Below are 14,500 nucleotides of genomic sequence, written 5' to 3'. Positions count from 1 at the left end.
CGAAACTAGAGATACAACTAATTTTGAGCACCGCCGTTGTGGCCGTCAGTTTCAGCAGACCAATGCAGCCGGCGACATGGCCTGCCTCGTCTTTTGCCACCCAGAACCCCCCACCCGGCACCTGATAGTACGTCGGAATGGCAAAGACGTCGGGCTGTTCGGCATGGTGATGTTGAGTTTGGCCTCACCGTCCTGACAGAACAAAATGAGATCGACCAACTCGGCGATGGTGTGCGGATCTGATTCAAACGCGGCAATATGCATGTTGTGCCTCCAAATTGGTGTGAATGTCTGTCATTGTAGCCTTCGCGAGGCACGCCGTCTAGCTCGGCCTGCTTGCTGCTCATCATGCCACCTCGCCCGGCCAAAACAAAAGCCGCCTCATCTGAGACGGCCTTGCTTCACACTTTCGCTGTGGCACTCCCGGCGGTTTGTAAAGCACCAGCCGGTGGATCGTACGACCCCACCATTTTTTTCAAGCAGCCCAATCAGCGTCTGCTGCTCGACCGGCGACAAATTTTTGACCATGCGACTCTCGACCGTATCGTAATAGGCATCGAACCCGGCAATTGCCGCTTGCCCTTTAGGGGTGAGGTAAATCTGCTTCGTGCGCTCACTTTCCGTTGGGACCTTCCGCGTGATGTAGCCGTCGCGTTGCAAAATCTGGAGCAGGTTCGAGATGCTGGCCGAGCGGCGCTGGAACGTGTCCGCCAGTTCCCGCTGAATAATGCCAGGATGCCGGTGAATGACACTGAGCGCACGCGCCTGCTGCGGGGTGAGCCCACTGTCAGCATTTAAATCCGCCGTCATAATTCGCTGCTGTTCAAGCATCAGCTGACGCAGCAAGTGATTGATACTCTCGACATTTTTTATTCATCATGATCCTCCGTGCCCAGTATACCAAAGACTTTACTAGATAGTGAATAGTCAAAAGCCTAGCAAACCGTGATGCATGAAAAAAAGCATTCCTGCGCGGGCTACCCCATCATCGCGTCATAATTATCGTTCCATTGAGTGACCCCCAGCAGCGGCAGCCATTCGGAGACAATTTGATCAATGCCAAAATCCTGAGCACGTTTCAGCGAACGCCGTGAAAAATGCTGTCTTAGGCTTGCATTGCGCGTCATCAAATTCAGGTGTTGGCTGAAGTCGGCAACATCTGCCGGCGCAGTGAGATAGCCATAGCGACCATTCTGAAGAAACTCATCAGAACCGGAGTTTGACATGGCGACAACGGGCAACCCACTGGCCATCGCTTCGCCGATCACCAGCGGCATTCCCTCCCAGCGCGAGGTTGAAACGAACACGGAAGCGTCTTGATAATGGCGCTTGAGCGCATCATCCTTCAGGGCGCCACGGTAAATGATTCGATCTGCCACGCCCAGCTCGGCCACCAGGGCCTGGAAGCGCGCCATGTCTTCAGGGGCCCCATCACCGGCGATCGCGATCCGCCACCCCGGCGTCAGGGTCGGCGCGGCCCGCAGCAGCAGATCGATACCCTTGTGCTGAATTGCGATTCGGCCGGTAAAGGCCACGATTGGTTGACTCAAATCCGACTGGGCCGCGTCGATCGTCAGCGGGTTGTAAATTTTGACAATATGCTCATTGTAGCGGCGATACTCATCGTAATCCGCGTCGGTCAGGACGATCAACTCATCCACTGCCTTGAGCCCGGCGACAAACTCGGCCTGCATCTCCTGGTAATAGTCATTCATGTAAGTGTTGAAATTGTTGTGCATCCATCCAATCAAGCGCACATTCGGACATTGTGCCTTGAGAAGTGGCGCGAAGCTGTTCAAAAGTCCAGCTGGCAAAATCACCACATCGATTGCCAGCCGCTTGATTTGAAAAACTAAATCCGTGATCTGATCCCGATAGACGGCGTAAGGATCAGCTCCGAAAAAGTTCGCCAAGGAAGGATCAGCAGCGGGTTGCGCAACAATCAGCGGTGCGTCCAGTTCGAAAAAGGGGGTCGTCTCGGCGAGCGAATAGTACCACAGGTCTATCTCAGACTCTGCGGCCAACGCATTACCCAAAACCGTTGACGCCCGCTTGACACCGTCCATCTTTACATTTTCCATCGTCATCATGACATGCATATCAATTTCCCCCTTCTAACGCTTGCTCTGGCCACTCGCTGGTCATGACCTCATTCATTGCGCCGGCATACCCACATGAGAATATTCAAAATAGATAACCAGTGCCTATGGCTTATCATTAAGACCAGTTTATATGTTAGGTGCCTAATTGTCAATCGCCTATTATATATTTTGGCCGCCTGCACCGGCATCATGCTGGTACAGGGCGCTTGAACCATTATGATTTAGGTTTCTCTGAAGACTGCTAACGTAAAAATGTGGTGAAACGTCGATCACCCGAGTCACAAGTGCCGCCTCATCTTCGGTCTTACCTGCCTCACCCGCTGCCGACGCGACTTGAGCCACAGCGCTGGCCCTCAAGGCAAAATCTTTGACCCGTCGCACAGGCGGGGTGATAATGACTCTGGCCTTTGTTAACGCCATTATCATATTCTGGAGGAAGAAAGATGAAAACTAAATCACTGATCCTGGCTGACGGCATCTACGGTCTGGTGGCCGGTGTGATCCTGCTGATTGCACCGCTCGTGATCACCGCCTCGGCCATTGGGGACGTCGCCAACGGGAACACCAACACCACCTCCGTCTGGGGGATCCTCTTTTTCTTACTGAAACTTGCTGCCCTGGCGCTGGGGATATATTCCCTGATTTACTATAAGAATTCCGAACTGGTGAAGCCGGCGGCCGCGATCTTGCTTATTGTCGGTGGCGGTGTCGCGCTGATTCCCTTGCTGGGCTGGGTCGGCGGGATCGTCATCATTGTGGGCGGCGGCATTGCGCTCGCTAATTTGAAGCACTTCGGCACACCGGCTGCCAACTAATCGCTGCTCGCACATGGCGTCCCTGCAGAGGAACGCTATTTTTATGCTTAAATCCTCCTGGTCGCCAATTCTCACGGCCACAACATCACTCTGAACGTCACCATCTCTCGTCGGCGCCAAAGAAAAAAACGCCTTCCGAATTTTCCTGAAATTTCCAGAAAATCCGGGAAGACGCCACCGCACTATTTAACCGCACAACAAGGGCACCATTCCTTTCGAAATGGTGTCCCCTGCCACCGAGTGTACCCCGGTGGCCTTTATTGCAGGGTTACCCCTGCCTGCTATCCTCGCCACGTCACCGCTTTGAGTCGCTTTATTAAGTTAGGAAAAGTGATAGCAGCATCCTGCCATGCGCCCTGGAAGGCCCTGCGCTTCTCACGCAGTCTTCATCGCCAAACCGATCGGAAGGCTCAGCATGCCTGGTCAACCCTGAAGTACAGGTCGGATCGCCAGGAAGTTTCCGGGTGGTTCTGACGAGGTTGTTCCTTCCTCGCCCTCCCATCATCCAACAACAAGATACCACGTCATGTAACCGCTGTCAATGAAAATGTGCAAAATATTTTTGACCACAATCGGACGCAAGTATTGGCCGGCCAAAGGGTAAAAGAAAAGAGCGACTCTCTCGCTCTTTTCGATCAATCACTTCCAACCCAAAGCCGGCGCAATGTCGGTCATGATGGTTTTAAGCAGGTGGACATTGTAGTCAACGCCCAGTGTGGACGGCACGGTGATCAAAATCGTGTCCGCCTCCTGAATGGCCTCGTCTTCGCCCAGCTCTTTAATCAGCTGGTCCGGTTCGCCAACAAACATTTTGCCAAAGATCGTCGGGTTCTGATGGTAGGCCAAGTACCCCACCTCGTCTTGGGTTTGGGTGCCTGCCGCAAAGTACTGGCGGTCCAGGTCGTTCACGATTGGCATGATTGACCGCGTCACCAGCGTTCGCGGTTCAAAGTCATGGCCCGCCTTCTTCCAAGCGTCTTTGAAGGCACGCAGCTGCTTGGCCTGCTGGACGTGGAACGGCTCGTTAGATTCGTAATTCACCAGTGTCGACGACATCAGGTTCATCCCGTGCTCAGCGGCCCAGATTGCGGTGGCTTGGCTTCCGGCACCCCACCAGATGCGGTGTTGCAGCGTCGGCGAAAAAGGCTCAAGCCGGCGAAGGCCCGGCTCCTGGGGGAACATCGGCTGGGCGTTGGGTTCGGCAAACCGCTCGCCTTTCAGCAAGTCGAGGAACTTCAGTGCCCGGGCGCGCGCAATGTTCTTGATCTCTTCTTCGGTGTAATCATAGCCGAAGTATTGCCAGCCGTCTTGAACCTGCTCCGGCGACCCCCGACCCACACCAAGCTGCACCCGATTCTTCGACAGCACGTCGGTGGCCATGACGTTTTCTGCCATCATGAAGGGATTCTCGTAGCGCATGTCGACCAGGCCGGTCCCGATCTCGATTTTCGAGGTCTTCGCGGCAATGGCCGCCATCAGTGGGTACGGCGTGCCAATTTGGTCGGCAAAGTGGTGGACACGAAACCACGCCCCGTCGATCCCGATTTTCTCGGCCTCGACCGCCAGCTGAACCGACTCGTCGTAGCTCTGCTGCGCCGTGGTCACCAGCGAATTGTTCTTTTGCCAGAAGCCAAAACTTAGAAACCCAATGTTTTTCATTTTGCTTGCCTCCTTCGATTCATTCGAACAAGAGCAATATAATCCATTCACTTACTAAATACAAGCAAAAGCATTGAAAAAAAACAGGCCGTTCGCTCGGCCTGTTCCAGTTCATTCTCTCGGCGCTACCATGCTCAACGCAATGCGTTCACGCTGCTCATCCACCGAAACGATCCACACGTCGACGATGTCACCCACTGCCACGACCGTGTTGGGGTCGCGGACAAACTTCGGCCCCATTCGCGACAAGTGAACCAGCCCATCGTATTTGACGCCGATATCCACAAACGCGCCAAAGTCGACGACGTTGCGGACCGTCCCTTGCAGCTTCATCCCAGGCTGCAAGTCTGCCATTGTCAAAACGTCCCGCCGCAGCAAAGGGGCCGGCATGCTGTCGCGCAAATCACGTCCCGGGCTCTGCAAGCTGGTGGCGATGTCCTTGAGGGTGGCCTCACCCACAGACTCAGTGATAAAAGGCGCCAGATCCAACTGCCGAAGTTTAGCGGCAGCAGCAGGCTCGCCCAGTTCAGCGGTGGTCACCCCTGCGGCCGCCAGAATTTTTTTGGCCACCGGATAGCTTTCCGGGTGAATGTCGGTGTTGTCCAGCGGCTGTTTGCCGTCAATAATGCGCAGGAAGCCCACGGCCTGTTCATAGGCTTTCGGACCCAGCCGCGGCACTTTTTTCAGCTGCGGGCGGCTGGTGTAGCGACCGTTTTCATCGCGGTAAGCGACAATGTTCTGCGCAATTGTGCTGGACAGCCCCGAGATGCGGGCAAGCAGCGGCGCGCTGGCCGTGTTGAGGTTCACACCGACCTGATTGACCGCGCGCTCGACGACCGCATCAACTTCACTGGCCATCGCCTTGGCCGGCAGATCGTGCTGGTACTGACCCACGCCGATCGCTCCGGGTCAATTTTGACCAGCTCGGCCAACGGATCCTGCAGGCGGCGCGCGATGCTGATGGCGCTGCGCTTTTCCACCGGCAGCTGAGGAAACTCATCCCGCGCGGTTTGACTGGCAGAGTACACCGATGCCCCGGCCTCATTCACGATCACATAAAAAAATCTCGCGGTGCAGGTGTTTGAGCGTCTGCGCAACGAACTGCTCGGATTCACGGCTGGCAGTCCCGTTGCCAATTGCGATCATGGTCACCTGGTATTTTTCCAGCAGGGCCTGAAACTCGGGACCCGCCGCCTGGCGCTTGGCCGCCGGAGCAGGCTTGTGGGGATAAATCACCGCAGTCGCCAGAAGCTTGCCGTTTTCGTCGACCACCGCCAGCTTGCAGCCGGTGCGGTAGGCAGGGTCGAAGCCCAGCACCACTTTTCCCTTGACGGCGCCTGCATCAGCAGGTTGTAGAGATTCTGACCGAACACCTTGACCGATTTGGTCGCTGCGGTGTCGGTCAACTCGCCGCGCACCTCCCGTTCAATTGCCGGCCCGATGAAGCGTTTGTAACTGTCTGCATACGCGTCTTCAATGAACGCAGTCGCCGGCGTCCGCAGGCGACTGCCAATCAGCCGGTCGTGCAAGAAAAGCAGCACGGCGTCCTGATCAACTGTGACCTTCACCGTCAAGACTTTTTCCTTTTCCCCGCGATTGAGCGCAAGCGTTCGCGTCGCCGTCATGTGTTTGACCTTTTCGGAAAAATCGTAGTACTGCTGATAGACGCCTTTTTCGTCCAAGTCCTTGCCCTTGGCCTTAACCGTTGAAGTCACAACCCCAGTGCGCTGGGTGAAGTCGCGCAGCCAATTGCGAATGTCCGCCTTTTCGCTGAAGCGCTCGGCCAAGATCTCGTGAGCCCCGTCCAGCACTGCTTGCGGATTTTTTTTACCTGCTTGGCGGGGTTCACGTAGCGTCGGGCCTGCTCGTCCAGCGGCGCAGTCGGGAATTTCATGAGCCAGTTGGCAAATGGTTCCAGGCCTTGCTTCTTGGCAATGCTCGCTTTGGTCTGCCGCTTCTGCTTATACGGCAGGTACAAGTCCTCAACCGTTTGCAACTTAGTGGCGGCGTGGATCTGTTGACTCAATTTAGGGCTCAGTTTGCCCAACTCGTCGATGCTCTTAAGCACGGCAGTCTTCCGGTCCTGAAGCGCCGTGGCCCGGTTGTAGGCTTCCTCGATTGACTGAATCTGCACCTCATCCAGACTGCCGGTCATTTCCTTGCGGTAGCGCGCAATAAACGGGACGGTGTTGCCATCCTGCATCAGGTTTAAGACTGCGCTGACCTGGTGCTGCGAGATCCCAGTTAATTCTTTTTCTACGATTTGAACGGTTTGGCTGTCAATCAATGCTTTCCCCTCACAATTTCTGTGTGCTGATCCTGGTTCGAAACTGTATCTGCTGTCCACTTATCATACAAGTGGACTCGCCAATAGGCAATGCAGGTGATTGGCCAACACCATCAGGCCGACCGGTGTAAATGCTACAATGGAAAGCGAAGTACAGACTGGAGGTCACTTGCATGACAAATAAAGTTTTAATCACCGGGGCCAATAAGGGCATCGGGTTTGAAGTCGCCAAACAGCTTGGTGCGCAAGGGTGGTCCATTCTGCTGGGGGCACGCAACGAGCAGCGCGGACTGGCCGCAGTCCATGAATTGGAAAAGCAGGGCATCCAAGCCGAGTGGCTCAAGATTGACCTCGATGACTTGAACACGGTGCACGCCGCGGCGGCTGACGTGGCCGAACGCCATCCCGATCTCAACTTGCTGATCAACAACGCGGGGATCGCCGGCGACATGGCCGCGGAACCGCTGACGGTCAAGACCGATGACCTCAGGGAGACGCTGACCGTCAACGTCATCGGGTCGTTTGAGATGATCAAGGCCTTCACCCCGATTCTGCGCAAGAATCACGGCCGCATCGCGAACATGACCATTCCCGTTAATCCGAGCGGCTTCTGGCACCCGTTCAGTTATGTCACCAGCAAATCAGCGCTCGACAAAATGATCGAAATGTTCGGCCAGAGCTTTAAGCGCCAGCACATCCCCGTCGACATCTTTGGCATCATGCCCGGCGGCGTCTCGACAGACCTTAACCACCACATGACGAATCCGTTCATCCACACAGTTGAAGAAGGCGCGGCGATTGTCGTCAAAATTGTGACAGACGGGCACCACCACCAGGCAAAATTGTCAACGACTACGGGCTGGGCAAACTGGTCAAGCGGATGGTCAGTGCCCATTCCAAACAATCGCCCAAAAGTAATGGCTAACGCAGTGGCCGCCGTTCACGTGAACCTGGTATATTTAAGTCAGTAACGGCTTTCTACAAAGGGGGAAACGTCATTGGCCAATTCGAAACGCAGCACCACCGGTGGGCTCAAAAAGCTGGCCGGCAAAACCTTCAATGTTGCCGATAAACTGCTGACCGGTGCCGGCGCGGTGGCGGACGCGATCGGCAAAGTCGCCCCGAGCGTCGTGGATGAAGGCGCCAAGGTGATCGATGCGCACCTGGATAAACACAAGAAAGATTTTAAAATGCCTGGGTTAATCGATCTGCCGCTGGCGGAGGCCGAGCGCGTCATGCACTTTTACCACCTGCAGTACTCACTGATCCAAGTCACCCCGGCGGAAAAGTACGCGGGCCGGCGCGCCAATGTGGTTCTTGACACGACGCCCAAGGCCAACGCCAAGGTCGCGCCAAACAGTTTTGTGCGCGCCGAATACGCTGACGAGGACACCATCGAGGCCAGCCGGCAACTATTGGCCTCGCGTCACGCGGAAAAAAAAGATGGTGAAGGCAAGCAGGCACGCGCTGCGGCAGGCGCGCGCCCAGACTGTCGCCCACCTGGTGACGGGCATTCCTAAAGCCGTGGGCAACCAGCTGCCGCACCGTAAAACCAAAAAGTCACCGACCGCGCCATCCAATCAGACGAAGAACGATCCGCAGGCGCAGTAATTCATTGTGCACCCCAAAAGGACTCGTACAGCCGGCTGAAGTGCCCTAACCCTGCCAGTCAGCTCACCCGCCTTTGCGACGCGTCTTTTCAGTGCTCAAAAAGACGAGCCGGTCGCGTGTGGAATAAGTGGCTGCATACCGGTAACGCGGGTCGTCAAAGGCCTTCAGCCTGCCGGCGTGGTGAGTTGATGTTCGGCAGCAAAGCGCACCATCGCGCCTCGGGCCTGTTTGGCATACGTGGCCCGCGTTTTGATTTTCCCGTCCTTGAGCGTGCCGAAAACCACGGTCACAAACCGATCAGTCGGCTGCAGATACGGGGTGACTGCCTTGGCGTATTCGTTAGACGCTAGGTTCACAACCGGCCCGGTCCAGTCTAATGCGCGATAAAGGCGATCACCCCAGAAGTCGTAAAGGTTCTTGGCCCGACCAACCGGGAGGCGACTGCCGAGCTCGAGGCGGTATGGCACGACCGCGTCAAACGGCCGCAGCACCCCGTAAAAACCGGAGAGGATCCGCAGGTGAGCGCTCAGATAGGTCAGCCCAGCTTCAGTTAACAGCCCAGGCGCCATGCTTTGGTACTGAATGCCGACATAGCTCATCACCGCCGGGCTGACTTCTTTTTGCAGAGCCATGTGATGCAGCCACGCGTAGTTCGGCTTGGCAAGCTGCTCGCTGCACCGCCAAACCGCTTTTACCTCATCATAGGACAACCGGCGCAACGCGTTCAGCAGCACCTGGGCCTCAGCCAAGTATTGCGGCCAGGTCGTCGGGGCAAAACTGTCATGATCCACTTGCATCTTCTTTGCCGGCGCGATGATGAGTTGCATGGTCTTGGCCTCTTTTCGTAAACTAATTAGAGTTAACGCACTGCTTGTATTATACAAAACCGTTCCAAGTTTTCATCCCCAACAGGCGAAGGTAAACTAGATCGTCCCGAAGCCGTGTATCACCTGCTCAGTGTCGCTGCGATGGCCAAAATAATTGCCGCAAAAGCAAGCCATCCCCTGGGGCAAACGGGTATGATGAAATCATTAGGAGGGGTTAGAATGTTTAACTTGGACAACTACTTAAAGCGGCCAGACGCCCTGTCACTGGACCAGGCGCTGGCAATTTATAACCAGATTCCCTACGAACAAGCGCAGAACGACGGGGATTTTAAGGAACTGTGGCAGGATATAATCGACGCCGCCTTGGATTATGTCCCGATCCGCGTGAGATGGAACGACCAAAACACGCAGGAGCGTGCGGCAGTCGATGCAGGGCGCACCAGACGCCACAATGCCTTCATATCAAGCCTGAAAATTCTGAATCGCTACACCGCAACCCATTACGACGCCGAGTGGCTGTCGCAACTTGGCACCCCGGTCACCGACCGCAAGCGGATCGGCGATTTTGCCGGTTATATTGTCCTTTTTGGGGTGTTAAAAGGAAGATAAGACTCGCGCCTGATGCGCCCAGTCCCCACTTTTTGCGTTGATGGGAGTCACCGAACAGGAGTGAGAAAAATGAACGCAAACTTTTCCAAAGCAATCCTTCTTGCACTGATTCCGCTGACGTTGCTAACCGCCTGTGGCATCGGCCAGCCAAGCAGTCAAAGCCCTGCGCAGAGCGAGTGCACGTATCGGTCCGGAGTCAGCCACCTGCGAGACGTCGAAAATCGTGGGTTGCCCGTTGCCAACAAGCAGGAAATCAGCGGGTCCGCGATGACGGACTTGAAGCGCCAATATGGTGCCGATATTGTTAGCGCAGTGTCATTTACCAATGACCACGGCACCAAGATGTACATTATCGTGACCAAAAGCACGGCTGGTGCCAACGCGGTCCGCGAGCGCTTCGCCAAAGCGAATTGGTCAGTCAAGGCGGACCCGAGTCGCCGGCTGGTTTTTGCCGCTGAGCGAAGTCTGGCTAGCGGCTGGTTCGAGAAGTACCAAAAAGCCATTTTCCGCGGCTAGACCACTGGTCCCTTCCTTTTTCACGGCACGATGCAGTTCTGGATGCTAATCAAAAGCCCGCAATTCCAGCACCAATGGCTGATTGCGGGCTTATCATTTAGTTTGGTTTGGCCCTTGATTTTCCTTGCGTCAGCCAGTCAAAAACCGGCGCCGCATCAGCTTAGCGCTATACTTAACTTGATTTGGTTTCAAACCAAATCACAGTGCCCGGAAAGAAGGAAACTCGAATCATGACCAACTATCAATTTCTGCAGCCATACACATTCAAAAACGGCATCACCGTCAAAAATCGCGTTGTGATCCCGCCGATGACCGAGACCTCGGCGTTTGAGGAAGGGTCTGTCACTACCGACGAGCTGCGCTACTTTTCGCTTCACAGTGGTGGTGTTGGGATGTTCATCTCCCCGGTCGCCAACGTGGCGGCCAGCGGCAAAGGCTTCGAAGGGGAGCTCTCGGTAGCCGAAGATAGGTTTCTCCCCGGTTTGGCCAAAATGGCTAGTGCCATGAAGCTCAACGGGACAAAAGCCATCTTGCAGATTTTTCACGCCGGTCGGATGACCAACAGCAAAATCCTGCGCGGCGAGCAGCCAGTTTCGGCAAGCGCGGTCGCGGCACTCCGCCCTGGCGCGGAAACCCCACGCGCGTTGACCGAAACTGAAATCGAGGTGCTGATCAAAGACTTCGGGCAGGCCACCCGCCGTGCGATTCAGGCCGGCTTTGACGGCGTTGAGCTTCACGGCGCCAACACCTACCTCATCCAGCAATTCTTCTCCCCACACAGCAACCGCCGCACCGATCAGTGGGGCGGCAGTCTGACCAATCGGGAGCGCTTCGCCTTGGCCATCATCAAACGCGTTCACGAGGTCGTTGCGGCGACCACAGACAAGCCATTTATAATTGGCTATCGCATTTCGCCGGAGGAAATCGAGACCCCGGGCATCCGCCTCGCGGACACGCTTAAATTCATCGATACGCTGGCAGAACAGCCGCTCGATTACCTGCACATTTCTCAAGGCCACGCCTTTCAGACCTCGCTGAACGATCATGCCGACACCGAGCCCGTGATCACCAAAATTCGCAAGCAGGTTGCAGGCCGTCTGCCGCTGATCGCCGTGGGCAGCGTCGAGACCCCTGCTGATGCCGAAAAGGTCATGGCGGCAGGCATCGACTTCGTGGCGATCGGGCGCGAAATGCTACGCGAACCACATTGGGTGCAAAAGGTGGCAAGTGGCGACGAGCAGGCCATTCGCTACACCATGTCAGTCGCCGATCTGGACGAGCTTGGCATCACGCCGGCGCTGTGGCATTTCCTGACTGATCACATGCATGCCGACATGCACGTCACCACGCCTCACCCTTCGTGATCGAAAAAAACCAGGCAGCGTCTCGCATCGAAATCCTGATGTGAGGCGCTGCTTTTTGCGTGGCGGCTGGTAGTTTGGTCACCCCCCACCCACGGTTCAACTGTTTGCATGCCTTAAGGCCAAGTAGTCCGTAATCGCGTGCCGGTGCGTTTGCGGAACATTTTCCGGCAGCTGTGAAAAAGGTACCCAGCGGTACTGAAGTGACTCGCCATCGTTAACGTGCTCCGCGTAATAAGCCGTGTTCACAATGTCGAACTGATCGCCGTTTTCCGCAACACTCGTGCCCTCACCGGAATACACATTGAGAAGGGTCAACTGAGCCGGATCAAGACGCAGCCCACTTTCTTCGGCCACCTCGCGGACGACTGTCTCTCGGGTCGATTCACCTAACTCCATCAGTCCCCCGGGCAGTCCCCACCGGCGTGCCGGCTCGTTGCGCTGCTGCATCAGCAGCGCACCCTGTTCATTGACGAGCACCGCGCAGCAGCCGTTCAGGATCACGCGGCGATGCCCGATGATGCGCCGCAAGTCCTCGATATAGCCCATTGTGTTTCCCCTTTTCTCGTTATTATCTATCCTCACGATACCACGAAGGGGACTCAGCGCTTTGCTCATTTTGCCCGCCTGCGTCGCAATTCCGAGGCCGACAAAAACTTTTCCGCTTTGCCTCAAGAAATCTTCACAACTGGCCACAGCTGGTCATAAACTGGTCGCACCTTTTTGCGATAGTGGAGAGGAAACACGGACCACGCGGAAAAAATTTAAACGCGGTTTACCGCAAGAAAAGTGAGGATCTGGTGAATAAACGACTGGCATGGATCGACATTGCGAAGGGTCTCGGCATTATCGCCGTCGTCATTGGCCATTTTGCGCCCAAAGGGACGACTTTTTTACCAAAGTATTTACTGGTGGCACATGCCGTTATTCTTTATGATCGGCGGCTTTTTCGTCAAACCATTAACGCGACGGGCGCTGCCGCACTACTTGAAAACTAAAATTTGGCCGCAACTCAAGCAATACTTCGCCTATGGATTCGCCCTGATCACGGTCAGCTTCTTTGTCGAGCGGCACACCGTCACCTTCTCGCTGCGCTATGTGGCACGGCTACTTTACGGTGGCACCTTGCTCAATGGTTACCTTTCGGCTTTTTGGTTCATGACGGTTTATCTGGCCAGCTTAGTTTTGTTCTCACTGATCAAAGGTTACGTGAGCTCGGTGGCCATCCAGGCGGGAATCATGCTCGCGCTATTTGGCCTGGGGACCAGCTACCCCAATGCGACGGCAATATTTGGCTTTCCCCTTCCTGGCAACCTGGATTTAGTCCTGCTGGCAATGCCTTACATGTTTATCGGTTGGTGGTTCTTCCATTACGCAAGGCCACTGATCCACTGGCACTGGCTGGGGCTTGCAGCCTTGGGCCTGTTTGTTCTGCTGTACGTGCTGCAGGCCAGCGGGCAGCTAAATTTCCTCCTGTTCATGAAGTCCCATCATCTGACGGATCCACTGCTCGCGCTACTTGTGCCGCCGGCCTTAGCACTCGGCATCTTTGTCTTAGCGCAAGCACTCAGTCACATATCACTGAGCCGCGGGTTGGTCGCACTAGGCGCGCCACCGTACCGATCATGTATCTGCATAAGGCAGTCGGCTACAGCCTGGAAAAATTCATCCCACCGCATTTGGTCTTATGGGTGGTTGCCGGTGTCTTATTGCCATATTGCATGCTAAGATTATGGCAATATGTCACGGTGCATTGGAGTACAGATGAAAAATATGCGACCGATTAAACGTCTTCTTGCTGTCTGCCTGATTTCGCTGCTTGCTTTATGCGGCGGCACCCAACTAAATAATCAGTTTAAGGTCAGCCCAACGCCGACCTTATTTGTGCACGGCTACCGGGGCACCGCCCAGTCCCTGGGCAATATGATCGACCATTTGGAGGCTCAAGGGGCCGGCCGCCAAGTGATGACGATCACGGTGTCGCGTGATGGCCAAGTCACAACTCACGGCCGGTTGAACGATCAGCGCAACCCCCTCATCAACGTGATATTCGAAAACAACATAGCCGGGGAAGCCAAATACACGCAGTGGCTCCGCCAGGTCATGCGGACATTGCACAGAGATTATGGGGTCACCTCTGTGAATCTGGTGGGCCATTCGATGGGTGCCTATGCCGCGATCGCCTGTGGCATGACCAAGTCGCCGGTCACCATTGACCACCTAGTGGCGATTGCCGGCCCATACAATGGCATCATGCACTGGGACGATCGCCCTCACGAAGTCACGCTTAATGCCTTGGGCAAGCCCAGCCAAATTCGGCCGGAATATCAACGGCTATTAAACCATCGCCGCACCTTTCAGGCCGGTTCGGTGTTGAACATTTACGGTGACGTCAACGACGGCTCCGCATCAGACACCGTGGTCACAGTCGCCTCGGCGCGCAGCCTCCGGTATGTGTTGCGCGAGTATCACGGCCCGTATGCGGAAAAGGCAGTGGTTGGCTCGCACGCCCAGCACAGCCTGCTGCATATCAATAACCCGGTGGTCAATCACGCCGTTGCGGCATTTCTCTGGGGCCAGACACCGACTCAGCGCGACCAGCTTCGCTAGAAAACCCTTTTCGGCAAATTCCCACTTGCACCGGAGAAAAATTTTGCCCCCATGTTCCGATAAGTGATAGTCTGAGAAGGTAAACGCGAAAGCGCTATCTCAA

The 14,500-nt window shown here is 55.5% G+C and carries 14 protein-coding genes and 1 pseudogene; 9 read left to right on the top strand and 6 right to left on the bottom strand.

What is annotated here, in order from left to right; genetic code table 11:
- Positions 1-381: 381 nt before the first annotated feature.
- Together JCM13995_RS02470 and JCM13995_RS02465 are read right to left on the bottom strand one after the other, a co-directional pair.
- Positions 382-810: a MarR family winged helix-turn-helix transcriptional regulator gene (locus JCM13995_RS02470; protein ID WP_054662130.1), complete on the bottom strand. Its 429-nt coding sequence runs from the start codon at positions 808-810 to the stop codon at positions 382-384.
- A 167-nt stretch (positions 811-977) separates the two neighbouring features.
- Positions 978-2,099 (bottom strand): glycosyltransferase, encoded by a 1,122-nt coding sequence (locus JCM13995_RS02465; RefSeq protein ID WP_054662127.1) that lies wholly within the window; start codon positions 2,097-2,099, stop codon positions 978-980.
- Between the two features lie 446 nt (positions 2,100-2,545).
- Here JCM13995_RS02465 and JCM13995_RS02455 point away from each other — a divergent pair, with 446 nt between their 5' ends.
- Positions 2,546-2,917: a hypothetical protein gene (locus JCM13995_RS02455; RefSeq protein ID WP_054662122.1), complete on the top strand. Its 372-nt coding sequence runs from the start codon at positions 2,546-2,548 to the stop codon at positions 2,915-2,917.
- Positions 2,918-3,556: 639 nt separating this feature from the next.
- Here JCM13995_RS02455 and JCM13995_RS02450 read toward each other — a convergent pair.
- Both JCM13995_RS02450 and JCM13995_RS02445 read right to left on the bottom strand, forming a co-directional pair.
- Positions 3,557-4,576, bottom strand: coding sequence for an LLM class flavin-dependent oxidoreductase (locus tag JCM13995_RS02450; RefSeq protein ID WP_054662119.1), 1,020 nt, complete (start codon positions 4,574-4,576; stop codon positions 3,557-3,559).
- 111 nt (positions 4,577-4,687) lie between these two features.
- A pseudogene (locus JCM13995_RS02445) lies at positions 4,688-6,863 on the bottom strand (Tex family protein).
- A 173-nt stretch (positions 6,864-7,036) separates the two neighbouring features.
- Here JCM13995_RS02445 and JCM13995_RS02440 point away from each other — a divergent pair.
- A complete protein-coding gene (locus JCM13995_RS02440; RefSeq protein ID WP_082397676.1) occupies positions 7,037-7,834 on the top strand; it encodes an SDR family NAD(P)-dependent oxidoreductase in 798 nt (265 codons plus the stop codon).
- A gap of 27 nt (positions 7,835-7,861) precedes the next feature.
- Positions 7,862-8,383: a hypothetical protein gene (locus tag JCM13995_RS02435; protein ID WP_054662116.1), complete on the top strand. Its 522-nt coding sequence runs from the start codon at positions 7,862-7,864 to the stop codon at positions 8,381-8,383.
- Between the two features lie 255 nt (positions 8,384-8,638).
- Here the strand turns inward: JCM13995_RS02435 and yaaA are convergent, their stop codons facing one another.
- The gene (gene yaaA / locus JCM13995_RS02430; protein WP_369385586.1) at positions 8,639-9,301 is read right to left on the bottom strand and encodes a peroxide stress protein YaaA; all 663 of its coding nucleotides are present in this window, start codon (positions 9,299-9,301) and stop codon (positions 8,639-8,641) included.
- Between the two features lie 219 nt (positions 9,302-9,520).
- Here yaaA and JCM13995_RS02425 point away from each other — a divergent pair, with 219 nt between their 5' ends.
- The 3 genes from JCM13995_RS02425 to JCM13995_RS02415 all read left to right on the top strand — a co-directional run bounded on the left by JCM13995_RS02425 (position 9,521) and on the right by JCM13995_RS02415 (position 11,790).
- A complete protein-coding gene (locus JCM13995_RS02425) occupies positions 9,521-9,910 on the top strand; it encodes a DUF3232 domain-containing protein (RefSeq protein WP_054662113.1) in 390 nt (129 codons plus the stop codon).
- A gap of 69 nt (positions 9,911-9,979) precedes the next feature.
- Positions 9,980-10,426 (top strand): hypothetical protein, encoded by a 447-nt coding sequence (locus JCM13995_RS02420; RefSeq protein ID WP_054662110.1) that lies wholly within the window; start codon positions 9,980-9,982, stop codon positions 10,424-10,426.
- A gap of 230 nt (positions 10,427-10,656) precedes the next feature.
- The gene (locus JCM13995_RS02415) at positions 10,657-11,790 is read left to right on the top strand and encodes an NADH-dependent flavin oxidoreductase (protein ID WP_054662108.1); all 1,134 of its coding nucleotides are present in this window, start codon (positions 10,657-10,659) and stop codon (positions 11,788-11,790) included.
- A gap of 96 nt (positions 11,791-11,886) precedes the next feature.
- Here JCM13995_RS02415 and JCM13995_RS02410 read toward each other — a convergent pair whose 3' ends face one another.
- A complete protein-coding gene (locus JCM13995_RS02410; protein ID WP_054662105.1) occupies positions 11,887-12,336 on the bottom strand; it encodes an NUDIX hydrolase in 450 nt (149 codons plus the stop codon).
- Positions 12,337-12,587: 251 nt separating this feature from the next.
- On the opposite strand from JCM13995_RS02410, the gene JCM13995_RS14835 reads away from it, so the two are divergent.
- The 3 genes from JCM13995_RS14835 to JCM13995_RS02400 are packed head-to-tail and all read left to right on the top strand — an operon-like array spanning position 12,588 to position 14,397.
- On the top strand, positions 12,588-12,785 hold the full coding sequence (locus JCM13995_RS14835) for a hypothetical protein (RefSeq protein ID WP_162230896.1): 198 nt from the start codon (positions 12,588-12,590) through the stop codon (positions 12,783-12,785).
- Positions 12,706-13,515, top strand: a complete 810-nt coding sequence (locus JCM13995_RS02405) for an acyltransferase family protein (protein WP_156314291.1) — start codon at positions 12,706-12,708, stop codon at positions 13,513-13,515. Before JCM13995_RS14835 ends, JCM13995_RS02405 begins: the two co-directional genes overlap by 80 nt.
- A gap of 36 nt (positions 13,516-13,551) precedes the next feature.
- The gene (locus tag JCM13995_RS02400; protein ID WP_225350655.1) at positions 13,552-14,397 is read left to right on the top strand and encodes an alpha/beta fold hydrolase; all 846 of its coding nucleotides are present in this window, start codon (positions 13,552-13,554) and stop codon (positions 14,395-14,397) included.
- The last annotated feature ends 103 nt before the right edge of the window (positions 14,398-14,500 follow it).

It is taken from the genome of Lacticaseibacillus camelliae DSM 22697 = JCM 13995 (assembly GCF_001311195.1).
Lineage (GTDB): Bacteria > Bacillota > Bacilli > Lactobacillales > Lactobacillaceae > Lacticaseibacillus > Lacticaseibacillus camelliae.
This window is presented reverse-complemented; position numbering and strand designations above follow the sequence as displayed.